The sequence below is a fragment of the Amycolatopsis sp. NBC_00438 genome, from assembly GCF_036026695.1.
In the GTDB taxonomy this organism is placed as follows: domain Bacteria; phylum Actinomycetota; class Actinomycetes; order Mycobacteriales; family Pseudonocardiaceae; genus Amycolatopsis.
The window spans coordinates 797,297-817,069 of the sequence record NZ_CP107923.1; the positions used below are offsets into that span (position 1 = coordinate 797,297).

Consider the following 19,773-nt stretch of genomic DNA (forward strand, 5'->3'; position numbering starts at 1 on the left):
AGGCTCCTCGAGAAATTATCAGTGATGAGGTGCCATGCTCGTCCTGAAGAAGCGTCGTGCGATCGGCTCAGTCGAGCTTAGCGGTCGAATCTTTTCGATTTCATGTGCAACTCCGACGATGGGATCGTTGCGTACGATGACCAGCAGGAGCTCGCCCTCCGCCGGCGGGTCGACATGGTGGGCATGCTCTTCAAGCATCCTCAACCGGTGCTCGCGACGTGCGACGAGCCGTCCATTGTGTCCTGGAAGATGAAGCGGTTCAAAAACATCGAGCAGATTCAGTCCGTTGCGGCCGAGATAGCCGTGAACGTCAACGAGAGATATTCTTCCTCCTGTCAGATTTTTAGGCGGCTCGTACAGATGGGCGAAGAAGATTGAATAAGGATCGAAATGAAGTCTCTTGAATGTGCTGACATCACCTACGATCTCCTTTGGAAGGCTCCCGTCGTTCGCCTCGAACATGTTCAGGCGCACATCTTTTCGACTGTGATGCGTCAATTGACGTCGGAGCATCTCCTCCCAGATCGCTTGGACGAGGGCGATTTGCGCAGTCCGGAACTGGGCTATAGATCTTTCGGCGGCACTCACGCGCAATGCAACGTAGCCATTGCCACCCTGACTTCGATGCAGTTCACTGGTCAACATCCCGACCAGCTCCTCGTGCGACGGCCCTCGGCCGCCGCCGTCAAGAAAGTGGGCGTCCACGCCGCTTAGATTGGACGACTCGGCATTCACAATGCCCCCATCCATTAGCCGTCGCTGTGACTTCCGCTCAACTGAGTACTGGTGCAGCGGGTTGCACCACAAGCGGCGAGGCTCCCGTCAAGACGACTTCTTTGCCCGACACGCCATGCGACCCGTTGGTGTCCGGGGTTGGCTGATCTGTTGTGCTGCTACGAGCGCATAGTCGCCACACGCCGCCTCCGCGTTACGCCCCTGCCGCCGCTGAATGCTGGATGCCCAAAGTCGATCATCGCGGCGAAGCTCGTACTGTTCACGAGGCTCGCGACCACCAGGTTCAAGACGCGCTCGGCCGCGAGCTGCTTCCTCGATCGATCGGCATATCCCTGGCCACGGCCGGCGGGTGATGGCCATGCACTGCTGGACGGCCGCGAGTCGCTGCCCTGCCGAGCGGAGCACTACGCGGCCCGGCCTGTCGAGGGCGTCGTGCACCCGCTCGGTCGAGCTCCACAAGGCGCGAGCGATTCGGCTGGAGTTCGCGTACCGAGTCACGCCAGTTGGCCGTGCTGCCGCGCCGAGCCCGGCCGCTGGGGCCTGTCCTCAAAGTGGGTGCTGGTGATCTGCTTTGATCTCCGGTTGTGGTGCGAAGGCATGAGCTGACCGATGAGCAGTGGCAGTTCATCGAGCCGTTGCTGCCGGTGTCGGGGGCGAAGGGGCGTCCGCGGGTGGATGACCGGCGGGTCATCAATGGGATGTTGTTCAAAGCCAAGACCGGGGTGACCTGGCGGGACCTTCCGCAGCGCTATGGGCCGTGGAAGACCGTCTACAACCGGTTCTGGCGCTGGTCACGCACCGGCACCCTGTCCGCGCTGGTGACGCAGGTGCAGGTGATCGCTGCGGCAATCGACGAACTGGACCGGGAAGTGTCGGTCGATTCCAGCATCGTGCGAGCCCATCAGCACGCTGCCGGTGCTCGCCGTGTCCCGGCGTCTCACACAGGGGGCGAGCGGATTCTGCGGCGGGCAGAGCGAGCCAGGTGATCATGCCATCGGTCGGTCTCGCGGCGGACCACGACCAAGATCCACCTGGCCTGCGATGGTCATGGGCTGCCGTTGTCGGTGGTGCTGACCGGCGGGGACGTCAACGACTGCACGATGTTCACCCAGGTCATGGCGAGCATCGAGTTCCGCCGGCCGGGTCCCGGACGTTCGCCGACCCGGCCGAGCCGGGTGCTGGCGGACAAGGGCTACTCGAGTCGCGCCATCCGCTCCTACCTGCGTCGACGGCACATCCCGGCGACGATTCCGGAGCGCCGTGACCAGCAGGCCAATCGGCTGCGCCGCGGCCGGGCTCGTGGGCGCCCGCCGGCCTTCGACCGTGTCGCCTACCGACGCCGCAACGTCGTGGAACGGTGTTTCAACCGCTTCAAGCAGTTCCGTGCCATCGCTACGTGCTTCGACAAGACCGCTATCTCCTACCGAGGGATGATTGACCCGGCCACGCTGCTCCTCTGGCTTTGAGGACAGGCCCTAGCGCCGCGCGTAAGCCAGACGTCCCCAGGCTGGGTCTCCGTGTTCACAGCTGGATACAATGGTGCAACCGCTTAGCGGCTCCCGGTGGCTGGACGGACATATTCAAACTGGCGGTGCAGTAATTGTAAACGATCATGAGCTGCAGGTTGCGGCACAGCGCTGCCAGTTCGTCGTTGCTTCCGCGGACTGCCCCGGCGGTGATAGGTTCAGATCCCGTACCGCTGAGTGCTGGAACCACGGTGCCGAGGTCCGTGAGCCACTCGCTCACAGCTTTCTGCACCTTATCCTCCCTTACTGAGACTGAGTAAAGATGCGGAACTGGCTTGGAAAGTCTGCCCCGAATACAGCGGTAGTAGCGGTGCGGACCGGTCGTTGAACTTGCCATCTTGTGGTCGCATGCGTGGCATCTAATGAGTCCCTGAAATAGGTAGATGTGGCGGGTTCGGCGTCCGCCTCGCTCGACCATGCTGCGTCCGGAAAGAATCTTCGCACGTCGGCAGAGTTGGACTTGCGTAAACTGTTGGACGGTGACGATTGAAGGGTGTGCCGTTGTTCGGGAGCGGACCACTCGGTCGGGTGATGCTCGCCGGAAGCGGACAGTGTGACCAGCTGAGACGTCGTCGGGGTCGAGAAGGACTTCGGTCTTGGTCCATCTGCCGAAGATGGCGTAACCGGTGTAGCGCGGGTTCTGCAGAATTGACCGGACGGTGCTTCCCAGCCAGCCGTCGCCGCGGCGGTGTGTGTTCTGCTCCGGATGGCGGGCGGACGGGCAGGGGATGCAGTCACGGTTGAGCCCGGCGGCGATGGCCTGGTCACCGAACCCGCGGAGGTACTCGTTGTAGATGCGACGCACCACGTCTGCAGCCCCGTCGTCGATGTGGAGTACGCGGAGCTGAAGCCCTTCGGCAGCTTTGCGCGGGTGGGGGTGTGGTCCGCCGTCGACGACGATGTAGCCGTAGGGTGCGCGTCCGCCTTCGTGCCGGCCTTCGTTGATGACTTGGGCGTCCATGGAGGCCCGCACGCGAGCCTGGACATGCTGCCGTTCGGACTCGCTGATGCCTCCGAGGAGGCTCATCAGCATGGTGTGCGAGGGGTTGCGAGGCTGATAGCTCCCGCCAAGCTCGGGAACCCAGAGTTCTACGTCGTAGGCGGCCATGCGGGGTGCGATGAGGGAGAATTGGTTGCCGAACCAGCAACGCGTGCCTTCGCCGACGACTACAGCTGTCCACTGGCGCGAACTGGACTTCAGCATCTCTAGGAGGCGCTTGGACTCGGGGCGGTGGTGCCACGGTACGGACCGGGAGTGGCCGATGTCGAAGTACTCCTCGACTACTTGGCCGCCGAGGGGCTCGACGAACCGGGATGCGTTTCGCAGCTGCCAGCTACGGGAGGTTACGGGGTCCTGTTGGTCTTCGGTTGAGCATCTGCCATAGAATGCGAACCGCCGGATGAGGCAGCTTTCGTCCGAGCTGCGGGTGCTTCCCCACAGGGCGTCGAGTTCGGCCCAGGGGTCAGGACAAGTACTCATGGCTACGCCGCTTGGACGGTACGGACGATGTGTTTCATCACGTCTCCAGCGTGCGTCAGCAACCCGTGGAATGCGAGACGTGTAACCCTTCCGAGGTGTACTTCCCGGCTGAATGGCCTAGCGGTGTTGATATCAGCGCCGAAGTTCAGTCGACGCTGGTGACGTCAGAGTCTATCGATCGTGATCAGGGTCATTCGTCGAGTGCATAGATATGGATTGTGGCTTCTTTCTGGAGGGCGAGATTGATTGTTCCGGATTACCGCGCCGCTGGGCCGCTGAGTCGCGGATCGCGATCGCTCTTCAATTACCTGAATCGTGAATGTGGAGGTATCTTGGGGCTCAGGTGTTGCTGACTAGTGGGTGGGAGCGAGGTGGGTGAACGTCGGCGACGGTGAGACGGTCGGTGGCGTCCTGCGTGGAGCTTTAGGGCGATACTGACTTAGTACAGCAACGGCAGTTGCTGCGGCGGTGGACCACTTTGTGGTGGTCGACGTCGTAATGGACCAGCTGGACCGCGCACGTGAGCGGCTTGCTGGCAACCGCGGGCGCTGGAGTGTGTATTTGGCCTGGTCGCGGCCCAGGAGCGGAAGAACGTTTCAAAGCTGGCCGAGCGAGTCAGCGAGGTGTGCTCGGACGGTTGCTGCGTTGGGCGGGCTGGGACATTGGTCCCGAGCACAGCGCGCCATGAGCCTGTACGGGAACTCAGGGCAGAATCCGGATGAGTGCTGAGACGATAGCGGCGGCAAGGGTCATGACAGCGGCGAACGTGGCGGCAGCGCGCATGAGGGCCACAGGGTAGGTGGCGCCGTCGAGACGTGTAAGCGAGCCCGCGGCGGCGGCGGCCAGGAGCGCGAGGATGACAACCACGGCGGCGGCAAGCAGGACGATGGCAATGCGGGTCATGGCGATCTCCCCGATGAGCGTGTGGGATGTTGACGTGTCCGAGGATCTCGAAAACAGTGTTCGCCGTGGTCCGACCGGACGAAAATGGACGTTGTTGAACACGCAGGGATTGGTGGTTGTGTGGTCGGAAGACGTGAGAAGCGTGAGGCGGCACTCACCGAGCTGCACAGGCGATTGGACGACGGGCTCGCCCGCTCAGGGCTGACAAAGGCCCAGCTCGTCGCGCGACCGGGATTGAGCCGAACCACCGTCCATGAGGCGTTCCGGCACGACGGGCTTCCTCCGTCTGCCGCGACGGTCGCTGCCTTGGCCAGCAAGCTCGACCTTCCAGCCAACGAATTGCTTGAGCTGCGCCGTGTCGCGGCAGACGAAGACGGCCCTATTCCTGCCGGGGAGGACGGGCTGGGCCAGCCGATCGGGCAATGGGATCCTCACGACCTGGAGGTTCATCCGGCAGGGACCTTCTCCGTTTCGGCCGGCTCCGGTGCCCGGTCACGGCGGAAGTTGCCCGGCTACGTGCGTCGTGCCCACGACGAGGTCGTGACCGAGGTCGTGGGTCAGGCCGCGGCGGGTCACAGTCGGATGCTGGTGCTGGTCGGATCGTCGTTGACCGGCAAGACGAGGGCGTGTTGGGAAGCGGTCCAACCGCTGGCAGACCTGGGGTGGCGGCTGTGGCACCCGCACGATCCGACCCGGGCCGAAGCCTCGCTCGCCGATCTCGACCGTGTCGCGCCTCGCACCGTAGTGTGGCTCAATGAGGCCCAGCACTACCTTGGCCACCCCCAGTACGGCGAGCGGATCGCGGCCGCACTCCACACTCTCCTCACCCGCCTCGACCGCCGGCCGGTCCTCGTCCTAGGCACCCTGTGGCGCGATTACGCCGATACGTATGCAAGGTTGCCCGACTCCCGTAAGCCTGACCCGCATAGCAGGGTTCGTGAGCTTCTGAGCGGTCGCACCGTGACCGTACCTGACGTCTTCAGCCGGGAAGAGCTCGACCAGGCTGCCTACCTCGCACAGAGCGGCGACCAGGTCATGGCGGACACGCTCACCCGAGCCCGCGTCCACGGCCGTCTTGCCCAGGACCTCGCAGGCGCCCCCGAGCTCCTACGCCGCTACGAACAGGGCACTGCGCCGGTGAGAGCCTTGCTAGAGGCCGCGATGGATGCCCGCCGCCTCGGTGTCGGGCTCCACTTGCGGCAAGCGTTCCTCTTCGAGGCCAGCGCAGACTACTTCAAGGACCAGGACTGCGACCAGCGCACCGACGACTGGGCTGAGGCCGCCTTCGCCGACCTCGCTCGCCCCGTCCACGGCAAACAAGCACCCTTGCGCCGCACTACAGCCCGCCCTCCTCGGCGTCCTCCAGGCACGCCGGTACCGGCCACCATACCTGGCGTGGTAGCGGGGTCGGCCTTTCGTCTAGCTGACTTCCTCGAGCAATACGGCCGCACCAATCGCCGCCGAGTATGCCCGCCCGTCTCCTTCTGGCATGCCGTCTACACTCATCTCACGGATGCCGATGACCTCAACACCCTCGCCGAAGCCGCGTACATGAGGTGCCGCCTGCAGTGGGCATACCACCTTTGGCACCGAGCTTCCCACGCTGGCCACCCCAAGGCTTTGGCACAAATGGCGCAGATGCGGGAGCAAGCTGGGGATCGGGAAGGGGCTGAAGCCCTCCTTCGTCAGGCTGCCGACGCCGACGCCGGGTTCTCTCTGCATGACCTGGCGCAGATGCGAGAGGAGGCCGGGGACCGGGAAGGCGCTGAAGCCCTCGCCCGGCGTGACGCCGACCGTGGCTTCAGCTTCACTCTGGAAAACTTAGTGCGGGTGCGCGAGGCGGCTGGGGACCGGGACGGCGCTGAAGGTCTCCTCCAACGAGCCGCCGACGCTGGCCACGTATTCGCACTACGGTCGCTGGCCCTGATGCGGGAGCAAGCTGGAGACCGGGAAGGCGCTAAAGGTCTCCTTCAGCGGGCCGCCGACGCCGGCGACTCAATCGCCCTGGGAGGGCTAGCACAGATGAGCGAGGAAGCAGGGGACCGGGAGGATGCTGAATTTCTCGCCTGGCGAGCCGCCGATGCCGACAACCCGCTCGCTGTGCGAGCGTTGGCCCTGATGCGGGAGCAAGCTGGAGACCGGGTAGGCGCTGAAGCCCTCGCCTGGCAGGCCGCCGACGCTGGTGACGCGCCTACTATTTGGGAGGTAGCGCGGCTACGGAAGGGGGCCGGGGACCAGGAAGGCGCCGAACGACTCCTCCGCCAGGTCGTTGATGCCGGCTACCCAGAGGCTCTGACATGGCTGGCCCTGATGCGGGAAGAAACGGGGGACCGAGATGGCGCTGAAGCCCTGATGCGTCAGGCGTACGACGTCGGCAACGAGGACGCTGAGGTGCATCTGTCGCTCATGCGAGGTGAGGCCGGGGACCGGGACGAAGCTGAAGCTCTCGCCTGGCGCGTTGCCGATACCGGCAATTCTGCCGCCCTGCAAAATCTGTTGCGGTTCTGGAAAGATGCCGCGGACCGGGAGGGTGCCGAAGCTTTCGCCCTGCGCGTCGCCGACGCCGGTTTCGCTTCCAGCATCGCGGTTACGTCGTGGTGGCCAAACGGGCTGGATCCTGACGGCTCACCCACCCCTGACGTACCTTGGAGATCAGATTCCCGCTGAGCTGCTACATGCACGGAGCGCGTTGGCAGCGAGGTAGCACACGCTAGTTGATCCAAGTGTCAGATGCTGGCCCGCACGCGGCGCCTACCGCACCGGACCAGCCGACGATCCGCTCATGCACCTGCCCCAGCCGATCAATCGCCACATCGGCCAACGCCAAGGCGCTTCACTGCAACGCCACTAACTGCCGTTGCAGTAAGGATCTCCCTCGGTTGCGGGATGGTGATCTATGCGCGGGCATCGAGTGACACGAAGGCTGGAAGGTCTCGGTCGGTCAGCAGATCGAGACAGGCTCGTGCCATAATTACCGGTTCACAAGAAGGAAGTGCCGCATGAGCAAAATGGACGCGAGCAAGGTTTCGGAAGAATTTCTGCGTTTTGAATTGCAGCAGGCTTACGACACTATCCGCCATCAGGCAACATTGCTCGCACAAGGTGTTGGTTTTCTAATTGCACTTGATGCACTCCTTGTTGGCTATGGTGTCGCACAAGGAAAAGGGATTCTGTTAATACTTGCTTCAGCAATTCCGCTGGCAATGCTGTTTGTCATCCGTCTCGCCTTGAGTCACGCGGCACCACTTGCGCTGGTTGCCCTCCGAGCCGAGTTGACACTACGCAGAGGCACTGATGGCCTAGTTGCAACGTACTTGAAGACTCGACTGGCTGGCCTGTATCGCGAAATTGAAAAAGTTTCCGTTTCAGACGATCCAATTGTTCGAGTTGAGAAGTTGAATCGTCGCCTATTGCGGAGAGCCTGGAGAGGTCGGTCCGGAAAGGTGTTAATTGCAGTTTTTTTTACCCAGGCGGCAGCGCCTGTCGCGGCGATGACACTGTTCAAAATGAAGCTTTTCTGATGAGGCAGCACATAGCGCGCTAAGGCAATTTTGGTCTTACCGTGCCGATTAGCGCTTCTGAGCTGCCTGTTCGGCGAGGCGCTAGTACTGCAATGGCAGTTAGCGGTGTCGTGGTAGATCACCCGGGTGGTGGTCGATGTGGTGATGGATCAGCTGGACCGGGTGCATGAGCGGATCGCGGGTCGGTTCGTGCGATCAGAGCCGCGGGCCCGGGCACGGGAGTATGTGTCCGGGCTCGTAGCGGGTCTGGAGCGGAAGAACGGCTGGACGCTGGCCGAGCAGGCCGGCGAGGTGTCGCCGGACGGGATGCAACGGCTGCTGCGCTGGGCGGACTGGAACATCGACGGGGTCCGGGATGATCTTCGCGATTACGTGGTGGTCGAGCATCTCGGCGAGCCCGGTGGCGTACTCATCGTGGATGACACCGGGTTCTTGAAGAAAGGCACCCGCTCGGCCGGGGTACAGCGGCAGTACTCGGGAACGGCGGGCCGGATCGAGAACTGTCAGATCGGTACGTTCCTGGCCTATGCCGGTGCTCGCGGGCATGCGCTGATCGATCGGGAGTTGTATCTGCCCGAGCCGTGGATCGCCGACCGGGACCGGTGCCGGCGGGCGGGGATCCCGGAGGGGACGGAGTTCGAGACCAAGCCGCGCCAAGCGATGGCGATGCTGGCGCGGGTGTTCGCGACGGAGGTGCCGTTCGCGTGGGTCACTGCTGATGAGGCCTATGGGCAGGTCAAGTATCTGCGGTTGTGGCTGGAAGCCCACGACGCCGCGCATGTGCTGGCCACCAAGGTCAACGACACCCTGGTCACCACCGGTGGTCGCGAAGCCCGGGCTGATGAGCTGATCGCCGGCCTGCCTGCTCGGTCGTGGCGGCGGTTGTCGGTCGGGGCCGGGGCGCACGGGGGCCCCGCGAGTGCGACTGGGCGCGGGTGCCGATCCGGATCGGCTGGCGATCTGGGCGCGGGCACTGGCTGCTCGCCCGCCGTTCACTCTCGGATCCGACCGAGATCGCCTACTACGTCTGCTACGGACCTCGTCGCTCGACGTTGCTGGATCTGGCCTGGATCGCCGGCACCCGGTGGCGGATCGAGGAGTGTTTCCAGCAGGCTAAGAACGAAGCCGGACTCGACCACTACCAGGTCCGTTCCTGGCGGGCCTGGTATGCCCACATCACCCTCGCGATGCTCGCTCACGCCTGGCTCGCGGTCTCCCGATCCCTTGTCATAAAAGGGGAACCGGTGTCGCCGAGCCGGGCATGATCGGGTTCACGCTACCGGAGATCAGGCGCCTGCTCACCAAACTGATCCTGCGTGTCACCGACGCTGTCGACCACGTTTGGGCCTGGTCCCGCTGGCGTCGCCGACGACAACACCAAGCCCGCCTCAGCCACTACAAACGCGCGGCTACCCACTCACCTAACTGCCGTTGCAGTATTAGTACTTTAAGTCGTATGAGGAGAGGTTCAGCCCAGCGAGCTTGGCCACCGGTACCGCGACCCATGCTTCGTTGTTGAGGTCATGTCCAAGCTTGGCGGCGATGTTAAATTCTGACTCCCATGTCCCGACCAATACGACCAGATAATGCTCTGTCAGCACGTAGGGTTTGGCTTCGCGTGCTCGCTTCAGTGGATCGCCTAAGCCGGCTCCGACGGTGGTGATGGTTGTCCGGGGAATCACTTGCTCGGGCAGGTATCCGAACAACGCGGTTATTCGTTTACGCAGCCCGTCCCCGTGATTGAATACCACTCGCAGCTGGTCTGGAGTCAGCTTGCGCAGCGGCTCAGTAGGCAGGTCAGTCCATGGCGCGACTTCGAGTGCGTAGTTGCTGACGGCGTCGGCTCGTGGCGAGCGCTTCAGATCCCGGTTCCCATGCTGCCCGGTAAGCCACGCCCGGTGGGTCCGCATCAGAACCGCGCGGAACCGATGCTGGCGGGCGTCAATCTGGATCATCAGCGTGACTTCGCACTGCCCCTCGCGGGGGATCATCCAGGTCGACCTGACAGTCCCCTTGATTTCGACTGGAACGTCCATGATCGTCGTGTCCAGGGGTGGCTCTTTCCGCAGCCCCAGGGACTCGATGACGTGGTACTGCAGTTTGGTGCCCACCGACGACCGTTCATCGGAGTCGACTTCGTCGCTCATCAGGTCGAACCGCCAGGTACGAGCGCCATCCAGGACGTAGCGGACGGCGTCGTCGACCGCGCCGCGCAGGAGGCTGATGATTGGCTGCAGCTTCAGCCACCCGTAGACCTGCTGAAGATCCTCGTCGTGCTCGGGTGCGAGGATCATGTGTTCCGGCGGCAGCCCACCTTTGCGGGGATCGGGCTGGCACGAGTCGCCCGGGCCTGGCAACGGGGTCTTGGTCACCGTGTCTTTGTAGCAGGCTTGGACCAGCCGGGTGTTCGGATTACCGTCGCAGGGTGTGAGCATCAGCGACATCACCCGCGACGCCATCCTGCAGGCGATCGCCGAGCACGACCGTAACCCCGGCACGGTCCTCCAGGACCGCGGGTTCGGCCCGGCCCGCGCATATATGCTGGTACATGAGGGACGGGAGTACGACTCGAAGGCGATCGTTGGTGTCGCCCATGGCTATCTGGCCGGCAAGGATGTGCTCACGGCGGGTGACTTCTCCGGCGGGCTGGAGACCGTGGTGAAGCTGCTGCACGATCGCGGGTTCGAGGTCCGTGCCGTCCGCAGCCCTGGTTGGCTTGAGTCCGAACTCGTGCTGGTCTGCGATTTGGTTGCCGCTAACGGCTGGAACATGCTGCGTGCCCACGAGCCTCAAGTCATCGAGGTCTCCCAGCTGCTCCAGCTCCTCCCGCTGCACCCCCCGCAGTCCCGCGGGACGACCTTCCGCAACCCCAACAGCGTGCAGCGCAAGACTGCGGATATCGCTACCCAGCACCCCGACTACCGGGGGAAACCGACGCGAGGTGGCAAGCTTGACAAGGAGATCCTGCGGGCGTTCCTCGACCGCCCGGTCGAGATGCACGCCCAGGCCGACGCGATCCGCGCCGGCATCACCTCCGGAACGCTGATCACGCTACCCGCCGTCTCTGATCTCGACGACGAGGAAGCAATCGTCGAAGGCCGGGTACTGGTCTTGCTGCACCTGCGGCGGGAACGGAACTCGAAACTGCGAGCGGAGAAGCTCGACCAGGTGCTGGCTGCCCGCGGGTGCCTGGCCTGCGAGGTCTGCGGGTTCGACTTCGAGCGGACCTACGGCGAGCGCGGTGCCCGTTACGCGGAGGTCCACCATGTGGTCCCATTGCACGTCACCGGTCCGACCAAGACCCGGCTCGATGATCTCGTGGTGCTCTGCGCCAACTGTCACCGCATGATCCACCGCGGCGCTCAGTGGCTGACACCCGCTCAGCTGCGCACTCTTGTGGAGCAGCAGCCCACCTCGTCAGCGTAGCCACTAGTTGCGCACGGTAACCCGCATCGAGGCGCTCGAGTTGGCTGGGCTCTTGACCTGCGCGAAGGGGGCTGAGGTGTCGGCTGGTAGCCGCAAATCGCATGTTTTTGTTGGTGGGGCGCGCTACCTTGCCAGGCGACTGCATTCGCGACGGCGAGGGGCGGTAGCGGTGGAGACCAGCGCAGACGAGGTACGTGGCACGTTCCTGGTGACCGACCGGGCAAAGGCTACGTATAACGCGTGGGAGGGAAACCGAAAGCGGATCGAGCATGGGGTCGTGTCGACGATGCGTGACCATGTCACGAAAGCAATCTATGACTGCACGCTGGGGACGTTCGACGATATCAAGGCGAGACACACTCACCCGCTGGGGGAAATAAGCAAAGAGGAAATCAGGCATATTGATTTGGCGAGCAACTGGGAGCCGGATTTTGCGTTTGTCCACCTGTTCCACCTGATGCTCGAAGCGAAGGGGCAGCCGCCGCTGTGGAGCGAGTTCGACCAGTTCGTCGAGACAGACAGACGCCTGGAGATGTTCCGGGCTGACCGTGCGGCGCTTCAGGACCGGATCTTCAGGGAGGAGCTGGAGAAGATCAAGACGCGGTTTCCGAAAGCGGCAGATCCCGAGAACAAGGCACAGTTCCTGGCGAAGGCATCGCTGGATTGGAGAATCGGCAACGCTTACTACGGGTTCATGCGCGAGATGTACACCGCCGTGGCTCTGCGAGAGAAGGGGCTGAATGTCAAGGTGCACCCTCTGGCCGATGCCAACTTCCGCGCTGACGGTTGGCTCGGCCGGAACATCTTGAGCGTGTTCGTGATCAACCCCAGGTTCAAGGTCGCTGACCAGAAGCGCGCGGAACAGCGGCAGAAGGGCAGGAAGAAGGCTGTCGAGGATCTCTTTCCCGGCAATCAGTTCGGCTTCGCAGAGCTGACGATGGAAGGTGCGGAGCGCTTCGGCGAGTTCCACTTTCCCAGCCAGGCGGCGATCGACGAGGTTGAGCGGTCACTGCGCCGCATGCTGAACGGTTCGAGCTAGCGCGATCTGGCGCGCGGCCGACACGCCCCGTGGCGCGGCTCCAAGCCGCGCCACGGGCGTGCTGCTCTCGGCCGTCGTCTCGTGCGCGTGGGCGCCGTGCTGCAGTGGTAGCGACTTCTCCGAGGTCACCAGCGTTCTCGCCGCGGCTCAGCGGCGTTGCGAGCGGCTCGGGAGTCCCAACCGACTCGGTCGAACTGGTGGCAACGAGGTCTTCCCGCTGCTGGTCCGCCGGCTGCGAGTGCGTGCCGGAGTTTGCCTCGTACTTGCGTCGGCCTGGGCCCGCCTGGACGTGACGGCTAACTACGCCCTCTGAGGTTGCGAGCTAGATGATCTCCCTTCGCACGTCTGCGAGAGTCGCCAATGGCGCCTGCAAGCGTTCAACCCGCCCGTTCCGGTAGAACAGCAGGTCGCCGTTACCCAGGAGGTCCTCGGCTCCACCGCGGTCAAGGATCGTCATCGAGTCACGGACGCTGGGCAGCGAGAAGGCGATGCGCGCGCTGAGGTTAGCTTTGATACTGCCGGTGACGACGTCGACGCTCGGCCGCTGTGTAGCGAGGACGAGGAAGATGCCGTAGGCCCGGGTGAGCTGAGCGTAGCGCTGGATCAGCTCGCTGAAGGCCTTGCGATCGCTGCCGGCGAGCACGAGGTCGGCGAACTCGTCAACGATGATGACGAGCTGCGGCAGGTCCTTCAGTGTGCCGCCGGATTCGTAGAACTCGCTCGCCGAGCTGACTCCGGCAGCTTCAAGGATGGGCTGCCGTTGGGCTAGCTCGGTCTCCAGCGTGTTGCGCAGCACACTAAGAGCTTCGTCGGGATCGCTGATGATCGGGTTCCCGAGGAGGTGCGGTGAGGAGGCAAAGGGGGCGAAGTCCAGGCGCTTGGGATCAACGATTGTCAGATGCAGCTGGTCAGGTGTGCGTTTGCGCAGCAGCTCGACGAGCAGGCCGCGCAGGAACACGCTCTTACCCGAACCCGTTGCCCCCGCTACCAGGAGGTGGGGCAGCCGGGAAAGATCAGCGATGGTGATTTGCCCGCTAGGAGCGACGCCGGCGACGAAGTCGAGCGCTCCGGGACGACTAGGGTGGTTGTCGAGTGCCGGGAGCACCGTGGCGAGCATGAGGGTTTCCGGTTCGGCACGTGGCACGTCGACGGTCACAAAGCCGGGCTCATCGCCGATCTGGATGCTGCCTGGGGCGGCGATCTCGCGGCTGATATCGCGCGCACGCCGCTCGACTTCCGTGATCGAGAGCTTTCCTAGCGTCCGTGTCCGGTAGCGGATGACCGTGGGGCCAGCCAGCGCATTCTCCGGGCTGAAGGGTTCGACGGTCAGGCCGTACTTGGCGAAGGCGGCATCCAGCTTGCTGGCTGTGCTGGCTAGCTCGCCGGGTTGTTTCGGCGGTGCCGGAGGTGTGGGCTCGGGCTGGGCGGTCGGCTGTGAAGGCTCGCTGTGGACCGGCTCCGGCTGTGGCGGTGGAGCCGGTTGGGTGCCTGTATCTGAGGGCGGCTCATGCGCTTCGGGAAAGGTGATGTCGGGGAATCCGGTGGGCCGGGCAAGGTTCTTCCCTCTGGCCAGCGATTGCAGGGCGGGGCGGCCTAGCCGGACGTGTCCGAGGGCTAGGCCGGGTCCGCCTAGTGCCTGGCGATGGGCGTGCGCGGAACTGTCGGCTTCGATGCTGATGAAGTCGCCGTGCAGGGTTTTGCCCCCTGCTTGGAAGTCGAGCCGGAGGTCGAAGTCTCCGTCGGAGACGGCGTTGAGTGCGGTCTCGAATGCCTGGCGGTTGAGCTGTGGTCCGAGCAGCTTGAAGGCTTCGGCACGGACTACTGATCCCCGGATCAGTTCAGAGAGATCGCGGGACCGGAAGATCCGTCCTGGCCCTTCGGCATTGAAGGTGTCTAGCAGCCATCGGTGTGCCTGCTCGAGCTGCTTGCGGGCGACGTCTGCTGCTGAGGGGTCGGGTGAGCTCCGGTATTTCACCTCGAGCAGCCGGCCTCGCAGGGATGGGCTGGGCGAGCCCAGCGGTACCTGCAGATAGAGCAGGTCGTCACAGAACCGTTCGTGGCGTGGCGGCCGGGCGGCGTGTGGCAGGGCATCGATTACCTCGTCAAGTGGCACGATCACGGCGACTGTGTCGCTGTCGTGCATGCCGTGGTCGAGGTCGTGGACGCTGGCGATGGCGACGGCCAGGCCGATGCGTTCGTGCAGTTTCGTCGGGCTGTCGCCGACGAGGCCTAGTGCCCACCGGCCGCTGACACCGTTGAACAGGCGGAGGAACCGGTCGAGCGCGGCGTCAGCTGGAGTGCCAAGTTCGACGAGAGCGCGGCGCAGCGCCTGCCGGTAGGGGCCGACTCGGGTGGTGGCGGTGATTGCGTCCAAGCCGGGCTGAGCTGGATCGGCGCGGTCTTCGTAGTCCACCAGGTAGTGCGTTCGCTCGCCTCGCGCGTCAGGCACGAACGCTTCGAGGCCAAGCAGCTTGTCTAGATGCACAACCCACGCGCTGTTGTCGTAGAGGTCGCGAAGGAAGCCGCTTGCGATGCGGGTAGACGGCATGCGGGTGCGACCAGGGGAAAGTGGTTCGCGTGGCATGCCGCCGACCAGTTCGAGCGTCTTGCGGATAAGCGCAGTGAGCGGTCCGTCCTGGCGAGTGCCGCTGAAGGCTCCCCAGGAGAACGTGGTTTCGTTGCGGCCCGGTTCGGTGTGCCGTCCGGGTGCTGCAGCCAGCCCGTCGACGAAGAGGGTGCTGGCACGGCTATTGAGGTCGACGACGGCAGGTTCACGATTGAGAGAGGATTGGAAAACAAAGGTAAGGTGGGCGAACTCAGGGAGCTGCATGCCGGGAGCTGCATGCCGGACAGTAACGCGGTCGCGTAACGCGCGGTCGACCGCGGCCGTACCGGGAGTGCTGGGCTCGGTTTTCCGGATGACTGCTTCCAGCCTTGTGGGTGTTTGGCTGGAGCTGATGATTGTGACGTCAAGGCGGGGTAATACTCGGCCGCCCGATGCTCCGGTAGTGGGTTTGAGAACAATGCGCAGGGCGTCGAGGATGGCTTTGCCGTCTCCGGGTTCATGGAACGCCAGCGATAGGATCTGCTGTTTATTGCGGTATACCTGATTCACGTTGAGGAAGTGCTCAATCCGGCGCGCAATATAGCCCGGGCGATGCTCGCCAGGGTTGGCCTGTGACTGTGGCCGGTATCGCCGCCAAAGGAAGGGGACGCTGCCTCCACTTTCGTACCAGGTATTTCTCATCGAAAAACACGGCATGAGATGACGGGGTGACAGGCTTGCTACATCGCGATCCAGAAGATCCCCTGCTTCTGGCAGCCACGTGGCAACTTTGTCCATGAGGTTGAGGACGTACTGGACGGTGACCGGATTGGTTGGCGCAATGAATAGCTCACCCGAGCTGGGGTCTTCGATCGCATCACACATGATGATTCTTTCGAATTCAGCCTGAAAACGATCATTGGCGAGCATATTGCCCAGGAGTCTGTCGTAGGCAGCGACGTAGTCCCTGGCTTCTGAAGCGGCGGTTCCAGTCGTCAGGGCGTGGACGGAGCCGTGGGAGAACAGAGATTCGAAGAAGATCTTTCGCGAATTCATGAACGCGGCCCAGTGGGTGGATAGGCTGTCACCGACCTGCAGCCTGTCCAGGTAGCTATGAGGCTCAATGGTCCGCTCGTCATCTGCTGCTGCCAGGACGAATGCCGTTTTGGTTGGCGATTGCAGGATCATCTTCTCCAGATCAAAGCCGTTAGTCCCTGGCGAGAGCTGCTGGCTGGACAGCAAGTACTTGCTGGGAGTGAAGATGATCCCTTGCCGGTCGGAGTCGACGAAGAACGTAGGCTGTCCTGGTTCGCCGGCCTTGCCGTCGCGGAGCAGGGCATGGGCGACTGACGCAACGTGGGGAGCCGGGGCCGCCGGATCGCTGAGGTCTCCCGCGCCTTCGTCGGTCTCCTCGCCCGTGCCGTCTTCGCCTCCCAAATTGCTGTCAGTGCTGTCGTCGGAGGTTCCCGATCCAGGCGCGTCTTCGTCATCGTCGCTGCCGGGGGACTCGGCGCCTGTGTCGCCGGCGGATGTTCCGCTGATCAGCAGCGGGATGGGCTGGGTTTGGACTCCGAGCTCGACGGTGTATTCGTGCGACTCGCCGTCCGGCGACGCCTCGGCGGGCTCTCGGAGTTGAGGCTGGCCGAGCACCTGGCCAGCAGGCCCCAGGGCCAGTAGCTGTGGTTCGGTGGGAGCGCGGAAAGCTGCGCCGTCGACGTCGATGTCGAGGTTGGATTCGAACGGTGCCCAGGGGCCTGGGCTTGAGAAGACGGCCAGGTCTGCGGCTGCTCCTGTCGAGAGTTCAAGTTGGGCAAAACGCCACCCCTGGCCGGAAGCTGTGATGGTGATGTCACGATCGCCAGGTGCGATCTGCTGCACAACTGGCTGAGCTGTGGTGTCCGACCATCGTATGGTCGCGGTCGCCGGCTCTTCAGCGGCTGCTGCGAGCGCGATCGTGAATGATCCACCTTGGACGTTCCAGACGAAGGCGCGTCCCGGTGCCGATAGGGACAATGCACCCCGGGTTCGTAGGGGGGTAGACAGCTGTGCAGGGCGAACCCTGGTTCGCGGACCTGTGGTCCTGAGGTCATCGAAGATGAACTGGCTGTAGTCCAGCCCAAAGGGGGTGCGGGCTGCGAGTACCTTCTGAACGCCCTGATGCGATGAAAATTTCCGGCGCAGACGCGCGGCAAAGTCCTGGCCAGGGCCAGACCATTCCTCTAGTTGCTGGCGCATGCGCGCGTTCGATGCAAGCCGTTTCGCGTCGCCGCCGGCTTGGGGGTCCGCCAGGTAGATGCCGAGGGTGTGCAACCCGGCGCCAGCCTGGTCGGCGTCGTTGCTGCTTGCAAGTTTGCGTAGTGTGGCGATGATGGCGGCGCTGTGAGGCAGCCGCCTGTTCCGTTTGTCGTCGTCGAGGACAGCGGACAGGACCTTCTGCACTGGTTCTGCTGCGCCCGTGATGGCCGCCCTGGCCAGGGCGCTCCACTGCAAGCTGGGCAGCTCGGCGGCATCCTCGGCTGCAGTCCGCACGGTTTCAACGGGATGTTCATCCAAGATGAGCAGGACCCGCGGGGCAGGTCCGGTCGGTAACTCGTCACGTAGCAGGGCTGCGAATCCGGCTGTGCCGCGGTTGGTTCCTGGATAGGATCCGCCTGGGGTAACCAGGTAGGGCACAAGGATGGCTTCCGGCGCGCCGTTTGACAGGGGGATGCCTTGCAAATCGACGTGTGCTGCGCCGCTGGAGATCGTGGCAACAGGGTTACTGCCGAGATGCGGCTCCAGGGCAGCGAAAACGTCGGCCGACGACAACCCGAGCAAGCCGGACAGGTAGAGCCGCCGATGTCCAGCTGATTTCTGTGCTTCGGCGATCAGCGCAGATGCGACGAGATTCGCGACGAACCTGGTCGGTTCAGGCATAGTGGACAAAAGCTGCCTCCCCTGCGTCGGAGTAGCGTACGAGCAGTCCAAGCCGCTCAAGCGTGTCAGCGAGGGTTCCCTGCTCGCGTTGATCTTGGGGAGCCAGCCCGTAGACCAGCAGCTCTTCAAGGAACGACTCGTAGGGCAGCTGGCGGTCCCGGCAGATCAGGCGGACCAGCAGGAGCAGCAGCTGCTCGTCAATCTCGTAGAAGCCACGAGTCCCGTTCCGGGTAATGAGGGCCCCTGGACCTGCCAAGTTCACATCCAGCATAAGCTGATTGACGATGTCTCGGCTCTGATGCCGGAGGTCCCGGCTACGGCTACGGCGTACTTCTTCCCGCAGCGCATGGAGGCCCGGCCGACTGGCGTTCGTCGCTGCTGCCTCATGCAGCTCGTCCGGAGTCGCGTGCCCTTTACGCCAGGCATTGCGATGCAGGACAGCAATTGCGGAGCATGCGGCACCATGGGTCTGCCTGAGTTCTTCGTCGCGTGTCAGGGCCTCGGACAGTGCCTTGAGGTCCCTGTGCTCGGCTGCTGTGCCGCCCCCCAGAGCCGCCCAGGCCCTGCAAGCGAGTGTTGCGGTCACGAGAGTGGCAGGCATGTCCAGTAGCCGCCGCTGATCGACCTCGACGTAGGACGATCGGCAGCCATCCCGATCGCTGACTGAGCGGAAGTGTCCGCTGCCGGTGCGGAACTTCAGCATCCCGGCCAGTGAACACTTCTTCAGGCATTCTTCGGGCTGCTGGCCAGCCGCGCAGGCGCATTGTGTCACATCCGGTGGCAGGGCTAGCTGGCTAGCGGCAGCTGCTGCTACGGCGAGATCTAGTTCGCTGCCTTTGACCACGGCAATGCGGTAAAGCCGGACGGTCAGGTGAAGGCTCAGCAGCAGGGTGACCCATTCGATCATGTCGGGCTGAGGCAGCGGTGTCTGTAGTACCGTCTCGAGGTCGCGGCGGAACAGGTCGAGGCTTGGCTGACAGAACGCTCCGCCTGCACTAGTCATCTGGCGAGTGAGGCTCTCGCGGTACCTGCTGATGAGGGCAGGACCGTCCGGCGCGGCCTGAGGATCAGGTGCCTGTTCTAGTGCTATTTCAAGGAATTTTCGATCGAGCTCTGTCAACGCGTCATTGTCTGCGGTTATTTCCAGTAGTCGGCTTAATAGCACGCTGTCGGCTTCATTGGTACGGGAGTTCCAAAGAAGGAAAGGGAGGATGCCGCCATTGAACATGCGGTACCTGCTGGCCTTCCCAGTTGCGCCATAATGAGCATAGTTGAGCGGCAATGCCGCATGCACCGGCAGCAGCACGTTGAGCTTTTTATTGCTGCTGAAGAACCGGCTCTTCATTGCGGCTGCGACCGTACGGGCTGCTTCGGGCTGGAGGTTCAGCTTGGCCTGGATCCCTGTTTCGAGGGCGCGATCGCTCAGCAACGAGGCCGTGGGTTCGTCACGCGGTCTGGCTTCGGCGATGACCCTCCAGAGGAGTTTGTCGCGATCATCCGCGCGCGGGACGGTGGGCAGGAGACCGTCGAGGCCGAAGAGCTCTTGTTGCTCTCCTGTCAGTTTGGTTGGTAGGTCAACTTGTCGGCCGGCGACGACGAGCGTGTCATCGACGAGAGACACTGGAATACCAGTATTGCTGGAGATTGAGGCGAGGGCAGCCGTAACGTTACTGTGACTCATT

10 protein-coding genes and 2 pseudogenes are annotated in these 19,773 nt (G+C 63.5%); 6 read left to right on the plus strand and 6 right to left on the minus strand.

Features of this window, described 5'->3' with window-relative positions:
• Positions 1 to 18: 18 nt before the first annotated feature.
• Positions 19 to 705, minus strand: coding sequence for a hypothetical protein (locus OG494_RS03840; protein ID WP_328451993.1), 687 nt, complete (start codon positions 703 to 705; stop codon positions 19 to 21).
• A gap of 617 nt (positions 706 to 1,322) precedes the next feature.
• Here OG494_RS03840 and OG494_RS03845 point away from each other — a divergent pair.
• Positions 1,323 to 2,201: pseudogene (locus OG494_RS03845) on the plus strand (IS5 family transposase).
• A gap of 55 nt (positions 2,202 to 2,256) precedes the next feature.
• Here the strand turns inward: OG494_RS03845 and OG494_RS03850 are convergent.
• Together OG494_RS03850 and OG494_RS03855 are read right to left on the minus strand one after the other, a co-directional pair.
• On the minus strand, positions 2,257 to 3,741 hold the full coding sequence (locus OG494_RS03850) for a recombinase family protein (protein WP_328451994.1): 1,485 nt from the start codon (positions 3,739 to 3,741) through the stop codon (positions 2,257 to 2,259).
• A gap of 702 nt (positions 3,742 to 4,443) precedes the next feature.
• Positions 4,444 to 4,644: a hypothetical protein gene (locus tag OG494_RS03855; RefSeq protein WP_328451996.1), complete on the minus strand. Its 201-nt coding sequence runs from the start codon at positions 4,642 to 4,644 to the stop codon at positions 4,444 to 4,446.
• A gap of 306 nt (positions 4,645 to 4,950) precedes the next feature.
• Here OG494_RS03855 and OG494_RS03860 point away from each other — a divergent pair, with 306 nt between their 5' ends.
• The 3 genes and pseudogenes from OG494_RS03860 (at position 4,951) to OG494_RS03870 (ending at position 9,430) form a co-directional block, all read left to right on the plus strand.
• Positions 4,951 to 7,311, plus strand: coding sequence for an SEL1-like repeat protein (locus OG494_RS03860; RefSeq protein ID WP_328451998.1), 2,361 nt, complete (start codon positions 4,951 to 4,953; stop codon positions 7,309 to 7,311).
• Positions 7,312 to 7,643: 332 nt separating this feature from the next.
• Positions 7,644 to 8,165 carry a hypothetical protein gene (locus tag OG494_RS03865; protein ID WP_328452000.1) on the plus strand — a complete coding sequence of 174 codons (522 nt, stop codon included), beginning with the start codon at positions 7,644 to 7,646 and terminating at the stop codon, positions 8,163 to 8,165.
• A 126-nt stretch (positions 8,166 to 8,291) separates the two neighbouring features.
• Positions 8,292 to 9,430 (plus strand): annotated as a pseudogene (locus OG494_RS03870) (IS701 family transposase).
• A 174-nt stretch (positions 9,431 to 9,604) separates the two neighbouring features.
• Here the strand turns inward: OG494_RS03870 and OG494_RS03875 are convergent.
• Positions 9,605 to 10,537, minus strand: coding sequence for a NaeI family type II restriction endonuclease (locus OG494_RS03875; protein ID WP_328452001.1), 933 nt, complete (start codon positions 10,535 to 10,537; stop codon positions 9,605 to 9,607).
• 55 nt (positions 10,538 to 10,592) lie between these two features.
• Between OG494_RS03875 and OG494_RS03880 the strand changes: the two genes are divergently transcribed.
• Both OG494_RS03880 and OG494_RS03885 read left to right on the plus strand, forming a co-directional pair.
• The gene (locus OG494_RS03880; protein ID WP_328452003.1) at positions 10,593 to 11,591 is read left to right on the plus strand and encodes an HNH endonuclease; all 999 of its coding nucleotides are present in this window, start codon (positions 10,593 to 10,595) and stop codon (positions 11,589 to 11,591) included.
• Between the two features lie 277 nt (positions 11,592 to 11,868).
• A complete protein-coding gene (locus OG494_RS03885; RefSeq protein ID WP_328452005.1) occupies positions 11,869 to 12,630 on the plus strand; it encodes a hypothetical protein in 762 nt (253 codons plus the stop codon).
• A gap of 322 nt (positions 12,631 to 12,952) precedes the next feature.
• Here the strand turns inward: OG494_RS03885 and OG494_RS03890 are convergent, their stop codons facing one another.
• Both OG494_RS03890 and dptG read right to left on the minus strand, forming a co-directional pair.
• Positions 12,953 to 18,091: an FtsK/SpoIIIE domain-containing protein gene (locus OG494_RS03890; protein ID WP_328452007.1), complete on the minus strand. Its 5,139-nt coding sequence runs from the start codon at positions 18,089 to 18,091 to the stop codon at positions 12,953 to 12,955.
• Positions 18,084 to 19,772 carry a DNA phosphorothioation-dependent restriction protein DptG gene (dptG, locus tag OG494_RS03895; RefSeq protein ID WP_328452009.1) on the minus strand — a complete coding sequence of 563 codons (1,689 nt, stop codon included), beginning with the start codon at positions 19,770 to 19,772 and terminating at the stop codon, positions 18,084 to 18,086. Before dptG ends, OG494_RS03890 begins: the two co-directional genes overlap by 8 nt.
• Position 19,773 lies beyond the last annotated feature (1 nt).

Bases quoted from the DNA above. Each gene is read 5' to 3' on its own strand.
- OG494_RS03855 (WP_328451996.1), bottom strand. From the start codon at position 4,644: ATGACCCGCATTGCCATCGTCCTGCTTGCCGCCGCCGTGGTTGTCATC.
- OG494_RS03890 (WP_328452007.1), bottom strand. From the start codon at position 18,091: ATGCCTGAACCGACCAGGTTCGTCGCGAATCTCGTCGCATCTGCGCTG.
- dptG (WP_328452009.1), bottom strand. From the start codon at position 19,772: ATGAGTCACAGTAACGTTACGGCTGCCCTCGCCTCAATCTCCAGCAAT.
- OG494_RS03850 (WP_328451994.1), bottom strand. From the start codon at position 3,741: ATGAGTACTTGTCCTGACCCCTGGGCCGAACTCGACGCCCTGTGGGGA.
- OG494_RS03865 (WP_328452000.1), top strand. From the start codon at position 7,644: ATGAGCAAAATGGACGCGAGCAAGGTTTCGGAAGAATTTCTGCGTTTT.